We start from the raw sequence: 16,323 nt of genomic DNA, 5'->3' as shown, positions 1-16,323 counted from the left end.
TTAATTGACGAAAAATTTCTCTATTAAGGAAGAAATCTCTTTCTTTGTGCTGTTTTATGCCTTTGATTAAGACATTATACCAACATTAATAAATATAGTTATGAAGATTTCACACATTGAGCATCTGGGCATTGCTGTTAAGAGCATTGAAGAAGCCCTGCCGTATTACGAGAACGTATTAGGTCTGAAGTGCTACAACATCGAAACTGTAGAAGACCAGAAAGTTAAAACCGCTTTCCTGAAAGTTGGTGATACTAAAATCGAACTTCTCGAACCGACCTCTCCCGAAAGTACTATTGCTAAGTTCATCGAAAACAAAGGTGCAGGCGTTCATCACGTGGCATTTGCTATCGAGGATGGTGTAGCAAACGCATTAGCTGAAGTAGAAGCTGCAGGCGTTCGCTTAATCGACAAGGCTCCGCGCAAAGGTGCTGAAGGTCTGAACATTGCTTTTTTACACCCGAAATCAACACTGGGCGTATTGACGGAACTTTGCGAAAAACCGTAAGATAATGACGAATTACAAATGACAAATTACTCCGTTCACGGGTAATTTTGTAATCTGCAATTCATAATTTGTAATTCATAATTTATAATTAAAAACAGTATTAACCCATTATATTTAATAAAATGAGTAATCAACTTGAAAAGATTAAAGAGCTTATCGATCGCCGCGCAGCTGCACGTCTGGGTGGTGGTGAAAAAGCGATTGCCAAACAGCATGAGAAAGGTAAGTATACAGCTCGTGAGCGCATAGCCATGCTTCTCGACGAAGGTAGTTTCGAAGAAATGGATATGTTTGTAGAGCACAGATGTACCAACTTCGGTATGGAAAAGAAACACTATCCCGGTGATGGTGTTGTGACCGGTTGTGGTACTATCGACGGTCGTTTGGTTTATCTGTTCGCACAGGACTTTACAGTTTCTGCCGGTTCTTTGTCTGAAACGATGTCTCTGAAGATCTGTAAGATTATGGATCAGGCTATGAAAATGGGTGCTCCTTGTATCGGTATCAACGACTCGGGTGGTGCACGTATCCAGGAAGGAATCAACGCTTTGGCAGGTTATGCTGAAATCTTCCAGCGCAATATCCTGGCATCAGGTGTTATCCCGCAGATTTCAGGTATCTTCGGTCCTTGTGCCGGTGGTGCTGTTTACTCTCCTGCACTGACTGACTTCACGTTGATGATGGAAGGTACTTCTTATATGTTCCTTACCGGTCCGAAGGTAGTTAAGACTGTAACGGGTGAAGATGTAACTCAGGAAAATCTGGGTGGCGCAAGTGTTCACTCTACCAAATCAGGTGTAACTCACTTCACTGCCAAAACTGAAGAAGAAGGTTTGGCTTTGTTGCGTAAACTGTTGAGCTACATTCCTCAGAACAACCTGGAGGAAGCTCCTTACGTAGATTGCACCGATCCTATCGACCGTCTGGAAGATTCTCTGAATGAAATCATCCCCGATAGCCCGAACAAGCCGTACGACATGTACGAAGTAATTGCCGCTATCGTTGACAACGGCGAGTTCCTGGAAGTTCAGAAAGATTACTCAAAGAATATCATTATCGGTTTCGCACGTTTCAACGGACAGTCCGTAGGTATCGTTGCCAACCAGCCGAAGTATCTGGCAGGTGTGCTCGACAGCAACGCATCTCGTAAGGGTGGCCGCTTCGTTCGTTTCTGCGATGCTTTCAATATTCCTATCGTTTCATTGGTAGACGTTCCGGGATTCCTTCCGGGAACAGGCCAGGAATACAATGGTGTAATTCTGCATGGCGCTAAGTTGCTGTATGCTTACGGTGAGGCTACTGTACCTAAGGTAACAGTAACATTGCGTAAGTCTTACGGTGGTTCACACATCGTAATGAGCTGTAAGCAACTCCGCGGTGACATGAACTACGCATGGCCTACTGCTGAAATCGCTGTAATGGGTGGTGCAGGTGCCGTTGAGGTATTGTATGCCCGTGAAGCTAAGGAACAGGAAAATCCTGCTCAATTCCTGGCAGAGAAAGAAGCTGAATACACCAAGCTGTTTGCCAATCCTTATAATGCAGCCAAATATGGTTACATTGATGATGTGATTGAACCGCGTAACACACGTTTCCGCATTATCCGCGCTTTGCAACAGTTGCAGACTAAGAAATTGTCCAACCCAGCTAAGAAGCATGGTAATATTCCTTTGTAATCAGGCTTTTAACACTAAAAACAAGAACGATTATGAATAAAACAAAAATCGGAATATTCTTTACCTTGCTGCTGGTGTTAGGTGTATGCTCTTCCTGCGGAGAGAAGAAATCGAACAATAAGCTGGTGCTGAATGAAGTACTGATTACCAACGAAGGTAATTATCAGGACGATTACGGCTTGCACAGCGCATGGATTGAAATATTCAACAGATCATACGGCAGCGCCGACCTCGCAGGTTGCTATCTGAAATGCAGCAGCCAGCCGGGCGATACTGTCAGCTACTTTATCCCTAAAGGTGATGTCCTGACTTTGGTGAAACCTCGTCAGCATTCATTATTCTGGGCTGATGGAGAAGCAAGACGTGGTACATTCCACACGAACTTTACGCTGAATCCGGAAACACAGAACTGGATTGGTTTATATGATTCAGGACGCAATTTACTGGATCAGATTACCATACCGGCAGGCGTATTACAAGCTAACCAATCTTATGCACGCATAAGTGATGCCGCTGAAAAATGGGAAGTTAAAGACGGTAGTGCAGAGAAATACGTAACTCCGAGTACCAACAACAAAACTATCGACAGCAATGCTAAGATGGAGAAATTCGAAGAGCATGATAGCGACGGTATCGGTATGTCTATTTCTGCCATGAGTGTAGTATTCTGCGGTTTGATTCTGCTTTTCATTGCTTTCAAGATTGTTGGCAGGGTATCTGTAAGCCTCAGTAAGCGTAATGCAATGAAGGCTAAAGGTATTACTGACAAACAGGAAGCTAAAGAAAAGAAACTGGGCGAAGCTCCGGGAGAAATATTTGCTGCTATTGCCATGGCTATGTACGAGATGCAAAGCGATGTACACGACGTGGAAGACACCGTTCTTACCATCACCCGTGTAAAACGCAGCTATTCACCGTGGAGTTCGAAGATTTACACATTGCGTGAAACTCCTCTGAAAAAGTAATCACCTATAAATTGATAAAACGATGAAAGAATATAAATATAAAATCAACGGTAATACATACAAAGTTACCATTGGAGATATCGACGAAAATATCGCTCACGTTGAAGTGAACGGTACCCCTTACAAAGTAGAAATGGAAAAGGCACCGAAAGTGGTTGTTAAACCGGTAGTACGTCCTACAACTCCCGCCCCCGCTCCGACTCCGGTAGTGAAGCCGGCTGCTCCTTCTACTGGCAAATCAGGTGTTAAATCACCGCTGCCGGGTGTTATCCTCGACATCAAAGTCAATGTAGGTGATACAGTGAAGAGAGGACAAACCATCATTATCCTCGAAGCTATGAAGATGGAGAACAATATCAATGCCGACAAAGACGGTAAAATCACTGCGATCAACGTAAGTAAAGGAGATTCCGTTCTCGAAGGTAATGACCTTGTAATTATTGAATAATATGGGAGAATTTATCACATTTATAGGAAACAACCTTGCCGACTTCTGGACGTACACGGGTTTTGCCAATGCAACGGTAGGCCACGTCGTTATGATCCTGGTAGGTTTGTTCTTCATATACTTGGCGGTAGCCAAGGAATTTGAACCGATGCTGCTGATTCCTATCGGATTCGGTATGCTGATCGGTAATATTCCCTTCAACATGGAAGCCGGACTGAAAGTTGGTATCTATGAGGAAGGTTCTGTACTCAACATCTTATATCAGGGAGTAACCTCCGGTTGGTATCCGCCGCTCATCTTCTTGGGCATTGGTGCTATGACGGACTTCTCGTCTCTGATATCCAATCCTAAGTTGTTACTAATCGGTGCTGCTGCTCAGTTTGGTATCTTCGGTGCTTACATGATCGCTTTGGAAATAGGTTTCGATCCTATGCAAGCCGGTGCAATCGGTATCATCGGTGGTGCTGACGGTCCGACGGCTATCTTCCTTTCATCCAAGTTGGCCCCTAACCTGATGGGTGCGATTGCGGTATCAGCCTATTCGTACATGGCGTTGGTACCGGTAATCCAGCCGCCTATCATGCGCCTGTTGACCAACAAGCACGAACGTTTGATCCGTATGAAACCGCCGCGCGTAGTTTCTCACACGGAGAAAGTAATCTTCCCGATTATCGGTTTGTTGCTGACTTGTTTCCTTGTTCCGTCCGGTCTGCCTTTGTTGGGTATGCTGTTCTTCGGTAACCTGTTGAAAGAAAGTGGTGTAACCCGTCGTTTAGCTGAAACGGCACGTGGTCCGCTGATTGACACAATTACTATCCTGTTAGGTTTGACAGTAGGTGCTTCTACTCAGGCTTCTGAGTTCCTGACACTTGACTCTATCAAGATCTTCGGTCTGGGTGCATTGTCATTCGTGATTGCTACCGCTTCAGGTGTGCTCTTCGTGAAGATATTCAACCTCTTCCTGAAGAAAGATAATAAGATTAATCCGTTGATCGGTAATGCAGGTGTATCTGCCGTGCCCGACTCGGCACGTATCTCTCAGGTAGTAGGTCTGGAATATGATTCTACAAACTACCTGCTGATGCACGCCATGGGTCCGAACGTTGCAGGCGTAATCGGTTCAGCAGTAGCTGCCGGTATCTTACTGGGATTCTTAATGTAAAAGACATGTGCTTTGAGTGGTATCTTTACCATTCAAAACATCCGGTATATTTTAGCGCTCCTTCGTCTGAAGGGGCGCTATTTTTATTCGTTAATCTATCTAAAAGAAGCTACGAACATTTCGTAAAGTAAATCTTTTTAGTAACTTGCAGCCAATTAAGCAATACTTTAAAGATAAAAAGACTATGCGGAAACTCTTTATTCTACTCTTTTTCAGTGCCTCTTCATTGCTGATGGCACAAAATACCAACCCTATTCAGGAAGCAATGGCAAACTATGATTATGAGACGGCATTGACGCTTATTGATCAAGAGACGCCGACTGTTCCCCTACTCTATCAGAAAGGGAAAGCGCTGAAAAGTCTTGGCAACAACAGGGAAGCGCTTCAAGTATATGAAGAAGTCGTGATGCAAGATTCTCTGAATCCACGAGCTTATATTGAAGCAGCAGAGTGCTGCAAGTCATTATTAAAAAACAAACAGGCATTAAAATATTATCAAAAGGCAGTGGACCTGAATCCGGATAATAAATATGCCCGTATTCAATACATTACTCTATTACTGAATCAGCGGAAATTCGATGAAGCATTGGGAGAGAGCAGTCTACTTACAGAAACAGATAGCTCGGCTGTTGCATTACATCTACAAGCTCAAAGTTTTGAAGGGGTAGATGACATTTTAGCAGCATTGGGATGCTATGAAAACATACAGGAAAAATATCCCAACGATTTTCTGGCTGCTGCCAAAGCAGCAAGACTGCACATCGAAGGAGCATTTTATAATTATGCTATAGAAGCTACTGAAAAATACCGCCAAATAGACAGTACAAACGTTGTTGTAAACCAACAAAATGCATTGGCATACTGCCTGATGAAAGATTATCAGACCGCAATACAGAGATACGAACAGTTACTAAGCCTAGGGGACAGTACATTTACCACCTGTTATTATTTAGGAGTCAGTTACTACGCAGTAGAAAAGTTTTATGAAGCACATGATATACTGGAAGTAGCTCGCCAATATGATAAGCGTAATGTGAATCTGCTATATTATTTAGGACGCTCCTGTTCCAAAACGTCATGGAAGGATCAAGGAGTTGCATATCTGGAAGAAGCTGTGGCATATGCTACCCCACCCGATAGTGCTATGGTACGCCTCTATGTCGGCCTCACAGACTGCTATAAAATGGCACTAATGCCTAAAGAGCAAATCAAAACGATGCAAGACAGATATGATAAATATGATATAGAAAATCATAAGCTCTTGTATGACATGGCATATGTTTACCAATATCAGTTGAAAGATAAAAAGAATACAGAACGTTGTCTGGAGGCTTTCCTTAAAACGCGTCCCAAAAACAGCAGTGAGCAACCCGAAACAGATGATAAAGGAAATGTAATATTAGGATTAAGTACTTATTATGGTGCGGCCGAAACTTGGCTGAAAGATCTTCGCGAGAAAAAGAAAGTGGATGACTTCTTTCAGGGGAAAGTGATTGCAGTACCAACAAATACGAAAAAGACAGAAACTTCCAGAGACACAGTAAAGAAGTGAAAACGTTTGCATAACATTATAAAGTATATAATAGCGGAGTAGCGGCAGCTTTCTCCGCTATTTGCTTATATTAGCACCAAAATACGGATATAATAACGAAAAGCTAATATCATGAAAAAATTATTCCTTATCCTGGGAACGTTTTTACTTTCCCTTAGTACGTATGCAGCTATGAACGTAAACAAAATCGACCCTCCGTTTTGGTACGCCGGAATGCAAAATCCCGAACTCCAACTTATGGTCTACGGTGAAGACATCGGTAACTCTTCCGTTACTGTCAACTATCCCGGCGTTTCTTTGAGCAGCACTGTCAAGCTGGAAAGCCCGAACTACCTGATTGTCTACCTGAGCCTGGAGAAAGATATGAAACCCGGTAAAGTAGCTCTCACTTTTGCACAAGGCAAAAAGAAAATCGTCAAAGAGTATGAACTGAAAGCACGCGGCAAGAAAAGCTGTGAACACAAAGGTTTTGATGCTTCCGACGCCCTCTACCTGTTGATGCCCGACCGCTTTGCAAACGGTAATCCGGACAATGACCAAATCCCCGGCATGGCCGAATACAAAGTAGACCGCAATGATCCGAACGCCCGCCATGGTGGTGACCTTGCAGGTATCGAGCAAAATCTGGATTACTTCTCCGACCTAGGTATAACCGCTCTTTGGTTCACTCCGGTACTGGAAAACAACATGACCGGTGGTTCGTACCACGGCTATGCTACTACCGATTACTATAAAGTTGATCCGCGTTTCGGCACCAACGAAGAGTATCAGCAACTGATATCCAAATGCCACGACCGCGGCATCAAGATTGTAATGGATATGATCTTCAACCACTGCGGCGTAGAACATCCATGGATTAAAGATATGCCGTCTAAAGACTGGTTCAACAATCCCGATCATGAAAAGAACTTCGTGCAGACTTCTTTCAAACTGACTCCGCACGTTGATCCTTATACTTCACAATACGATTTCGACCAGATGAACGACGGTTGGTTTGTTACCGCTATGCCGGACCTTAATCAAAAGAACCCGCACGTATATCGCTACCTGGTACAGAATAGCTTCTGGTGGATTGAGTATGCCAATATCGACGGTATCCGCATGGACACTTATCCTTATGCCGACTATGACGCCATGAGCAACTGGATGAAAGAGCTGAACGAAGAATACCCCAACTACAACACCGTAGGCGAAACTTGGGTTACCGAACCGGCTTATACAGCCTGGTGGCAAATGGATTCCAAACTCTCTGCCCCGAAGAACAGTAACCTGAAAACCGTCATGGACTTCAGCTTCTTCGATAAAATCAACACTGCCAAGAACGAGCAGACCGAAACATGGTTCAAAGGTCTGGATCGCGTGTACAATAGCTTCGTATACGACTTCCTCTACCCCAACCCGGCTTCCGTACTGGCATTTATCGAAAACCATGATACCGACCGCTTTCTGGGTGAAGGCGACAATCTGCCAATGCTGAAACAAGCTTCTACCTTGCTACTTACCACCCGCCGCATTCCGCAACTCTACTATGGTACGGAAATCATGATGAACGGTGTAAAGAGCAAGAGTGACGGATACGTTCGTAAGGACTTCCCCGGTGGATGGACTGGCGATACAGAAACTGCACTGACAGCCGCAGGACGCAGCAAGATACAGAACGAATGTTATAACTTCTACAAGACCTTATTGAACTGGCGTAAAGGAAACGATGTTATCGCCAAAGGTAGCATGGTGCAATTCATGGTTCAGAATGGTGTTTACGCGTATGCCCGCCAGCACGAAGGTAAAACCGTATTCGTAATGTTGAATGGTACAGATGCCGAAACTACTGTTCCTTTGAAATTCTACAAAGAAATATTGAAAGATTCCAAACAAGGAAAAGATATTCTTAGTGGAAAGACAGTTGCATTCGGTGAATCGCTGACAATGGGACCAAGAGAGTCATTGGTTATCGAGTTATAAATAACATTTCATAAAAACAAAAAAACGCAGAGAAATACACTCTGCGTTTTTTTGTATACCTATGCCAAATTCACTAAAAAATCAACCTGCCTTAGTCAGACAAATACTTATTAGTAGTCTACCAACTACCTATAAATAATAGATACAACATTTAAACATTTAAAAACAAAAAAGATGCTTTGCTTCATAAAACAACAAAGATGATGGATAAGAAAAAGGGAAATGGCATAATTATAACAGGCAAATGAATCATTTTTAAACATATAATAAAATAATTGTTCTCACCTTTGTCTATTGAATTTACATTCAAATCAAGTATTATGAAAAATAGACAAACTACTATCTTATATGTCTTATTATGCTGTGCATGCCTTTTTTCGTGTCAGCGTGATAATACTACCAAGCTATTAGAGTTGGCAGAAGTCCAAATATGGGAAAACCCGGATTCTACTTTACAGATACTGGAACAGATTTCTTCACCGGAAAAACTCAAAGGAAAAGAACAGGCTGACTATGCTTTGCTACTGACACAAGCAAAATACCACTACAACATCCCAGCACCTTCAGATTCTCTGATAAATATTACAATAGATTATTATAAAGAAAAGGCTGACAGTTTATTACATGCAGCTTTAAAAACTTCTGATCTAAATGTAAAAGTGAATATCTATTCTGCATTATATAAACAAGCAGAAGAGAATAAACAATATAAGAAAGCCATTAAATATCTTAAAAATTACATTGCGGTTATTGATTCCGTTCGGGATGAACTAAAGAGTACAGAAATCAGAGAATTGCAACTAAAATACGACAAATCCATCACCCTCAGGCAAAATGCTGAAATACGAATGAGTTGGTATCTCACTATTGCTATTGGAATCTTAATAGTAATAGTATTAATACTCCTTTACTTCTATAGCTTGAAAATGTATAAGAAGCAGAAAGGAAAAGAGTTATCCCAACAGAAACAAGGGGCTATTAAGTTACAAGAACAGATAGATACCTTCCAAACAATGATAGAAGAAAACGAGAATCTGCATAGCCTAGAACAAGAAGAAGCCTTGAATAAAATCATGGCTTTGCAGAATGAAAAAGGAGAAAAAGATATACGCATAAAGCAGTTGGAAACCATGTTCCGGGCAAAAGACATCACCGTTTCATCAGCAGATGCTGAAGCATTACAAACATTCCTCAAAATTACAGAACTAAAAAAGTATATTCCCGCAGCCGACAGAGACAAACTGCAACACTGGTTAAATATCGTTCACCAAAACTTTGCCACTCGATTGAACGAACAATATTCATCACTCACCGGGCGAGAAAAAGACATCTGTTATCTGACAGCCTTAAACTTATCTCTTGAAACTGTTGCACAACTTTTGGATGTACAACCCCGAAGTATTGAACGGTACACCATTCGAATATGCGAGAAGTTCGATTTTAGAAAAAGGAGTAAAGAGAGTTTTATTGATTTTATAATAGCGTTTACTCACAATAAGTAAAAGTATACATTATTATATAAATTCATTCTTCATTTTGTCTCATAACTCATTCCAATACAAAGCTACCCATCTAATTATCAATAAAGTAAGTTATCTCACTATTTATTCCATTATCATATTATTTTCTCATATATAACATCTAAATTCGCAACAGAATCAAAATAAAATATTATGAAAGCAGTAATTAAGAATGTACGGTATTGTTTTTTATGTTTTTTCCTCATAATTACAATAGGTTGTACCGGAAAATCGACCAAACAAGCTGATGTAAAGCCAGTTTCATGTGACACATTAACTGGTGAGACTTCTGCAACAGTTATTGAGGAAAAAGGTTATGCCATTGATAGCATCGGAAAAGGGAAAGAGATTGATTTGGATAAAATCTATGAAGAGTCCGAAGTAGTAAGGGCATTTCCTTCTTTGAATAATTCCCAATTTATGGATTTTATCAGTAAACACTTCAAATATCCGGATATAGATCCTGTAAACGGCAGAGGAACGGTTGATTTGGTGATAGAACGAGACGGTACCGTTTCGGATGTGATAATCGTTGAAGGCATCCATCCCGCTATAGATAAAGAATTTATCAGAGTACTCAAATTATTGCCCAAATTTATTCCTGGTAAGATAAATGAAACCCCGGTACGTTCTAAATACAGATCAGCGATAGCAGCCCAATATATATAAAAACATAAATACAAAATTCAATAAATAAGGAAAATATGAAGAATATAAAAGGATTTAAAGTCGCAGCAGCCTTGTGTACAGTTTTAGTAACGGCAAGTTGCAGCACATCCCCTAAAGGTGACGGTACTTTAACTTTCGTAGAAACCGATGCCGACAATACCTTGACGGTTTGCCATTTTGATCAAGTAAAAAATACGATTGACATCAATCTAAGTGACCTAGTAGAAGAGTTTAAGATTGTCCGTTTTGAAAATTCAGATAGTGCTTTCTTCAAAGGTTATGGTTTGTGTATTACAGACCATTATATAGGCATTCGTCAATCAAACAATCTTCCTTTCTTACTTTTCACTCATGATGGAAAGCTAAAATGTCAAGTCGGTGCTATAGGTAATGGTCCGGAAGAATATAATCAGTCTATTTATGATGAAGTGATTAATGAGAAAACGAAAGAAATTTATTTGGCTTCTTTTGCTTTCTTACCCAAAATATTGGTGTACAATACAGACGGGAAGTTTGTGCGTGAGATTGTTACTAAAGAGAAGTTAAGTAAGCCTAAAATAGAAGTGGATGACGATGGAGACATCACCATTATTCACATGCCCTTTGAAAACAATAAGGAGAAATTCCTCGCCGCAGTATATGACAAAGACGGTTCATTCAAACAAGAACTAAAACCTACTCCCAACTTTTTGCAAAAAGATTTCAATCAGGATATATTTGCTTACCATAATGTTCCCGGATTCAGTTTCTGGTTGTCCTCTTGTGACACACTTTTCCACTATGACAAGAATGCGAACAAAATCCATCCCAAATTCAAAATGGATTTTGGTGAAGTATCCGAAATCCCACTGCATATTTATAATGAGTTGCCGGGTTATTATCTGACCGCCATGTTGGGGGGCAAAGGCGTTATAGCAGTGAACAAAGAAAAGCAAACTTCAAATTATGCCAAGTTGATAAATGACTTTTTCGGACATATGGAGGCACCTATATTCAATTTCAGTAATGGATGGTTCTACCAGATGAATGAACCAGGACGGCTTATTACTCAAATAGAGAAACGTCTTGCCGAGAGCAGTTGCTCAGACGAAGACCGTAAACAGTTAAAAGAATTGCTGGACACCATCGACACAGAGGATAATAATATTTTATTTATGGGTAAACTGAAGTAAAAGGATAGGATACATGGACAGTTACATCAGAGATTACTCTTCAGCATTATATAGCCTGGCATGCCTAAAAGGCATGCCACTCATACTCATTACACCGTAAGAGATTGTATAAAAAAAATGTTGCTTGGTATATAGGCTCTTCAAATCTCCCCTCACAATATTAGTCAAACATTTGACTAATTCCAATAAAAAGCTCTACCTTTGCGCCCGAAAAATAAAAAGCAACGTAGCAATGGAGAATTACAATTCATCCCGCGGGCTTATCCAGCAAATGCTAAGAACCCGCATGGCATTCCGCCAAGCTCTGCAACGCGTTTTGAAACGCAATAACATAGATATCACCTTTGAAATGTTACAAGTACTGAGTTCCCTGTGGCAGGAACAAGGAATCAGCCAGCAGGCATTAGCCGAAAAGACAGCCAAAGACAAAGCTTGCATGACTAATCTGATGGCAAACCTCGAAAAGAAAGGCTGGATCATGCGCCAGGAAGACCCTAACGACCGCCGTAACCGACTTGTGTACCTCACTCCCGCAGGAGAAGAGATATCCGACCGTGTACGCCCGCTCATCAAGGATTTTTATACCCAGACGGGCCAACTGATGGGAATAGAGAACCTAAACGCATGTTCCAATCAACTAGAGACACTCTATGAGATATTCAACCAGTTCTAATTTTCTTCGCCTCTTGCTCATTCACATACTTGCTGTAGCTCCGCTGTGGCTAACCGCTCAGGAGAATGCGCATCTATTATCCGTAGACGAACTTTTCCATCTTGGCACAGAAAACAGTCTTCAACTTAAAAAGAGCAAACTACAAGAGGTTATTTATAACGACCAAAAGAAGTCTGCATACACAGACCGATTGCCAGATATCCAAGTAGGTGCCAGCGCCGGAATCATAGGCCAGCCCGTCATCTTTCAGCGGGGACTTTCACACCCCGTGCGCCCCGAAACGCCGGACTGGTCACAAAACTATAATATCAACCTGACGCAACCCCTCTACCAGGGAGGAAGGATACAGGCCCAAATACATCAGGCCGAACTTAAAGAGCAAATAGCCGCCCTAACCAGTGCCGACAACGAAGCCGAAATCAAGCTGGCACTGCTGCAACAGTACATGACGCTTTTCAGTTACTACAAGCAGCGGGAAGTGCTGGCACGCAACATCGAAGAGTCCGAACACCGACTGAAAGATATCCGTCGGATGAAAAAAGAAGGCATAGTCACCCGCAATGATGAAATCCGCAGTGAACTGCAACTGACCAACGACCGCCTGGCCTATCAGGAAGCCGACAACAGCATCTCCATAGCTTCGCAACAACTCGATATTCTGCTGGGACTGGACGAATCACAACTGATAGCACCGGACACCACTTTACTGTATACCGCCGTCAGTGTGTCTGATTATGATACGTATGTACAATTAGCCTACAACAACTATCCGGGCATGCAAATTGTCCGCCAACAAACCCTGCTGGCAGAAAACGATATCCGGCTGACTAAAGCAAACTACCTTCCCAGCCTGTCACTGCATGCGGGCAACACCCTTGCACGCCCACTCAGCACTACGCTGGCTGACATGTACAACAACAACTGGAACATCGGCCTCAGCCTCTCATACAACCTGTCGTCTCTTTATCAGAATAAGCACAAGATGCACGAAGCCCGGCAGACGGTACAACTTCAAAAGTATGCCGAAGAACTCCTGATGCAGAACGTCCGTATTCAGATCCGAACTGCCTACACCCGCCATAAAGAGGCCCTGAACCGCATAGAAGCCCTGAAGCTCTCTGTCAGCCAGGCAGAAGAAAACTACCGGATTGTGCAAAACCGCTACTTGAACCAGCTTTCCATCCTCACCGACCTGCTGGATGCAAGCAGCGTGCGGCTGGATGCTGAACTGCAACTGACCGTTGCCCGTACGCAGGCCATTTACACTTACTATGAATTACAGCGAACCTGCGGCATGCTTTAATTTTTAATTATTAATTTTTAATTTACAATTGTAATCTATGTCCGAATTACAAAAGAAACATAAGCAACTGAAGAGATTAAGAATAAGGAATATCACCCTCAATACGGTATGTATCCTCCTTGCATTGGCGGGAATTTCATGGACAATCAATTACTTCTGGAAATACGTCCATTACGAAATCACCAATGATGCCGTAGTAGACCAGTATATAGCTCCGCTCAATATCCGCGCTTCGGGTTATATCAAGGAAGTCCGCTTCACGGAGCACCAGCCCGTGCATGCCGGAGACACCCTTCTCATTCTTGACAACCGGGAATACCTCATCAAAGTAAAGGATGCAGAAGCTGCCCTGATGGATGCAAAAGGTGCAAAAGACGTATTAAGTTCCGGCATTCAGACCTCGCAAGTAAATGTAGCCATTCAGGAAGCCAACATTGCAGAAACCAAGGCCAAGCTCTGGCAGCAGGAACAGGATTATCGCCGCTATGCCAACCTGCTTGCCGAAGAATCCGTCAGCCAGCAACAATATGAACAGGTAAAAACCGCCTACGAAGCAACCCAAGCACGCTATCAGGCCCTGCTGCAACAAAAGGAAGCGGCAAAATCCCAATACTCCGAAACAAGTAAAAAATCTACCGGCATCGAAGCGAATATCCTTCGCAAAGAAGCGGATCTGGATATGGCAAAATTGAATCTCTCTTATACGATAGTCACCGCTCCTTACGACGGATATATGGGGCGCCGCACCCTCGAACCGGGACAATTCGTACAAGCCGGGCAAACCATCTCCTATCTTGTACGGGGCAACGACAAATGGATTACCGCCAACTACAAAGAAACGCAGATTTCCCACATCTACATCGGGCAGAAAGTACGCATCAAGGTCGATGCTTTCCGCGAGCATATCTTTCACGGCACTGTTACCGCCATATCCGAAGCAACCGGTTCCAAGTACGCCCTGGTTCCGACTGATAACTCCGCTGGCAACTTCGTCAAAGTGCAGCAACGCATTCCCGTTCGCATCGAGCTGGACGACGCCACTCCCGAAGAGATGAAAAGCCTCCGCGCAGGCATGATGGTAGAAACCGAAGCACTGAGAAAATAAGGAAGTCCACTGATGGTAAAACTAAACCTTCCACTCCGTCCCTGGGTACCGCAATGGCTGGGTATCGTCACTATGTTCGTGGTGATGTTCCCTATCATTATGCTCAACGGAACCTATACGGGAAGCATGCTGGAAGTCAGCAGTACCCTCGGGATACTCAGCGAAGACATCACAATGGGGTATTATGCGGCAGCGGCAGGTATGGCGGTAGCTTATCCCATCATTCCTAAGATTCGTGCGATCGCCACTCCAAAAACGATGCTGCTTACCGACCTGATCCTGCAAATCTTTCTCAGCTACATCTGCGCCCAGGTTGGCAATATGGACATCACCATTATATGCAGCTTCTTCATCGGCTTCCTGAAAGCTTTCATTATGTTGGAGTTTATTATTCAGGTACGCCCGTTTTTCAGTCCGAAGAATGTGCGTAGCGAGTTCTACGCCTACTTCTACCCCATCGTATTTTCCGGCGGACAAATATCCATGGCGCTGACGGCACAATTGGCCTATTACTATCAGTGGCAGTACATGTATTACTTTACAATCCTGCTGATGCTGATTGCCATTATCTTTATCCTGTTGTTTTTCCGGTATGCCAAGCGCCCCATGCGCATCCCTTACAAAGAAATCGACGGAAGAAGCATGTTTATCATAGCTGCTGCATTGCTTTTCAGTATTTACATATTTACCTACGGAAAGACATTAGATTGGTTCTCCTCTCCCAAAATACGGATTTATACGATTGCCATCCCCATACTGATTTACCTTTTCGTCCATCGGCAACGGACCCAGGAGAAGCCGTACGTCAGCCTGAAACCACTCCATCACCATAAATCCATCATCGGATACACTTTCATGGTATTGGTCATGTTTTTCAGTGCCAGCAGTTCCCTGATTACCAATTATCTGAACAGCATTATCCGCGTAGACAGCGTACATGCCAATTCGCTCAGCCTGATGCTTATACCGGGATTCATTGTGGGAGCCATCATCTGTTTCTGGTGGTTCAGATGGCAGCGATGGCGTTTCCGCTATCTCATTTCCGGAGGAATGTTCTGCTACGTCATCTATCTGGTCATCCTCTACTTCGGCATCACGCCCTACTCCACTTACGAGATGCTTTACTTTCCGGTTTTCCTCCGCGGACTGGGGATGATGACTCTTTTCATAGCCTTCGGTGTATATGTAGTAGAAGATTTGGATCCTAAGCTCATGCTGTCTAACGCTTTCTTTCTGATATCCCTCCGCTCTGTACTGGCTCCGGCAATATCCGCTTCTTTTTTCAGTAACCTGCTCTATTACTTACAAATTAAGGGGATGAACACCCTTTCGGAGCACATGACACTCACCAATCCACTGGCTTCCTCCCGCTATGCGCAAGCCATGAACAGTGCCTTGGCACAGGGACACGGATACGATGAAGCCAGCCAGTTAGCCGCCAATAACTTTTATTCCACGCTTCAGCAACAGAGTCTGCTACTGGGCATCAAGACTGTAATCGGCTATCTGCTGATTGCCGCATTGGTTATCGCAGTGGTTTCCGCTTTCATCCCTTTCCATAAGACTCTGAAAGTGGCTGTGGTGAAGACGGGAGACGATATGGTATAA

14 protein-coding genes are annotated in these 16,323 nt (G+C 43.0%); all 14 read left to right on the top strand.

What is annotated here, in order from left to right; translation table 11 throughout:
• Positions 1-100 precede the first annotated feature (100 nt).
• The gene (gene mce, locus DWW10_RS03110) at positions 101-508 is read left to right on the top strand and encodes a methylmalonyl-CoA epimerase (protein WP_118421044.1); all 408 of its coding nucleotides are present in this window, start codon (positions 101-103) and stop codon (positions 506-508) included.
• 122 nt (positions 509-630) lie between these two features.
• Positions 631-2,184 carry an acyl-CoA carboxylase subunit beta gene (locus DWW10_RS03105; protein ID WP_007212903.1) on the top strand — a complete coding sequence of 518 codons (1,554 nt, stop codon included), beginning with the start codon at positions 631-633 and terminating at the stop codon, positions 2,182-2,184.
• A gap of 32 nt (positions 2,185-2,216) precedes the next feature.
• Complete coding sequence (locus DWW10_RS03100; protein WP_118421045.1) at positions 2,217-3,149, top strand: OadG family transporter subunit; 933 nt, start codon at positions 2,217-2,219, stop codon at positions 3,147-3,149.
• 22 nt (positions 3,150-3,171) lie between these two features.
• Positions 3,172-3,597 carry a biotin/lipoyl-containing protein gene (locus DWW10_RS03095; protein ID WP_007212901.1) on the top strand — a complete coding sequence of 142 codons (426 nt, stop codon included), beginning with the start codon at positions 3,172-3,174 and terminating at the stop codon, positions 3,595-3,597.
• A 1-nt stretch (position 3,598) separates the two neighbouring features.
• Positions 3,599-4,759 carry a sodium ion-translocating decarboxylase subunit beta gene (locus DWW10_RS03090; RefSeq protein ID WP_118421046.1) on the top strand — a complete coding sequence of 387 codons (1,161 nt, stop codon included), beginning with the start codon at positions 3,599-3,601 and terminating at the stop codon, positions 4,757-4,759.
• A gap of 184 nt (positions 4,760-4,943) precedes the next feature.
• Positions 4,944-6,311: a tetratricopeptide repeat protein gene (locus tag DWW10_RS03085; RefSeq protein WP_022394333.1), complete on the top strand. Its 1,368-nt coding sequence runs from the start codon at positions 4,944-4,946 to the stop codon at positions 6,309-6,311.
• A 111-nt stretch (positions 6,312-6,422) separates the two neighbouring features.
• Positions 6,423-8,273, top strand: coding sequence for a glycoside hydrolase family 13 protein (locus DWW10_RS03080; protein ID WP_022394334.1), 1,851 nt, complete (start codon positions 6,423-6,425; stop codon positions 8,271-8,273).
• A gap of 320 nt (positions 8,274-8,593) precedes the next feature.
• Entirely contained in the window at positions 8,594-9,775 is a 1,182-nt protein-coding gene (locus DWW10_RS03075) for a helix-turn-helix transcriptional regulator (protein WP_118421158.1), read from the top strand.
• Positions 9,776-9,946: 171 nt separating this feature from the next.
• Positions 9,947-10,462, top strand: coding sequence for an energy transducer TonB (locus DWW10_RS03070; RefSeq protein WP_022394336.1), 516 nt, complete (start codon positions 9,947-9,949; stop codon positions 10,460-10,462).
• Between the two features lie 35 nt (positions 10,463-10,497).
• Complete coding sequence (locus DWW10_RS03065; protein WP_022394337.1) at positions 10,498-11,634, top strand: 6-bladed beta-propeller; 1,137 nt, start codon at positions 10,498-10,500, stop codon at positions 11,632-11,634.
• A 232-nt stretch (positions 11,635-11,866) separates the two neighbouring features.
• Positions 11,867-12,307: a MarR family winged helix-turn-helix transcriptional regulator gene (locus DWW10_RS03060; protein WP_007215588.1), complete on the top strand. Its 441-nt coding sequence runs from the start codon at positions 11,867-11,869 to the stop codon at positions 12,305-12,307.
• A complete protein-coding gene (locus tag DWW10_RS03055) occupies positions 12,285-13,610 on the top strand; it encodes a TolC family protein (RefSeq protein WP_118421047.1) in 1,326 nt (441 codons plus the stop codon). The genes DWW10_RS03060 and DWW10_RS03055 overlap by 23 nt, the downstream gene beginning before the upstream one ends.
• A gap of 37 nt (positions 13,611-13,647) precedes the next feature.
• Positions 13,648-14,715, top strand: coding sequence for an HlyD family secretion protein (locus DWW10_RS03050; protein ID WP_022394339.1), 1,068 nt, complete (start codon positions 13,648-13,650; stop codon positions 14,713-14,715).
• 12 nt (positions 14,716-14,727) lie between these two features.
• On the top strand, positions 14,728-16,323 hold the full coding sequence (locus tag DWW10_RS03045; RefSeq protein WP_022394340.1) for an MFS transporter: 1,596 nt from the start codon (positions 14,728-14,730) through the stop codon (positions 16,321-16,323).

The sequence above is a fragment of the Bacteroides intestinalis genome, from assembly GCF_003464595.1.
Classification (GTDB): domain Bacteria; phylum Bacteroidota; class Bacteroidia; order Bacteroidales; family Bacteroidaceae; genus Bacteroides; species Bacteroides intestinalis_A.
The sequence above is the reverse complement of the archived record's forward strand: the minus strand, read 5'-3'. Positions and strand labels throughout refer to the sequence as shown.

Bases quoted from the DNA above. Each gene is read 5' to 3' on its own strand.
- DWW10_RS03075 (WP_118421158.1), top strand. From the start codon at position 8,594: ATGAAAAATAGACAAACTACTATCTTATATGTCTTATTATGCTGTGCA.
- mce (WP_118421044.1), top strand. From the start codon at position 101: ATGAAGATTTCACACATTGAGCATCTGGGCATTGCTGTTAAGAGCATT.
- DWW10_RS03065 (WP_022394337.1), top strand. From the start codon at position 10,498: ATGAAGAATATAAAAGGATTTAAAGTCGCAGCAGCCTTGTGTACAGTT.
- DWW10_RS03090 (WP_118421046.1), top strand. From the start codon at position 3,599: ATGGGAGAATTTATCACATTTATAGGAAACAACCTTGCCGACTTCTGG.
- DWW10_RS03095 (WP_007212901.1), top strand. From the start codon at position 3,172: ATGAAAGAATATAAATATAAAATCAACGGTAATACATACAAAGTTACC.
- DWW10_RS03100 (WP_118421045.1), top strand. From the start codon at position 2,217: ATGAATAAAACAAAAATCGGAATATTCTTTACCTTGCTGCTGGTGTTA.
- DWW10_RS03050 (WP_022394339.1), top strand. From the start codon at position 13,648: ATGTCCGAATTACAAAAGAAACATAAGCAACTGAAGAGATTAAGAATA.
- DWW10_RS03055 (WP_118421047.1), top strand. From the start codon at position 12,285: ATGAGATATTCAACCAGTTCTAATTTTCTTCGCCTCTTGCTCATTCAC.
- DWW10_RS03105 (WP_007212903.1), top strand. From the start codon at position 631: ATGAGTAATCAACTTGAAAAGATTAAAGAGCTTATCGATCGCCGCGCA.
- DWW10_RS03080 (WP_022394334.1), top strand. From the start codon at position 6,423: ATGAAAAAATTATTCCTTATCCTGGGAACGTTTTTACTTTCCCTTAGT.
- DWW10_RS03045 (WP_022394340.1), top strand. From the start codon at position 14,728: ATGGTAAAACTAAACCTTCCACTCCGTCCCTGGGTACCGCAATGGCTG.
- DWW10_RS03070 (WP_022394336.1), top strand. From the start codon at position 9,947: ATGAAAGCAGTAATTAAGAATGTACGGTATTGTTTTTTATGTTTTTTC.
- DWW10_RS03085 (WP_022394333.1), top strand. From the start codon at position 4,944: ATGCGGAAACTCTTTATTCTACTCTTTTTCAGTGCCTCTTCATTGCTG.
- DWW10_RS03060 (WP_007215588.1), top strand. From the start codon at position 11,867: ATGGAGAATTACAATTCATCCCGCGGGCTTATCCAGCAAATGCTAAGA.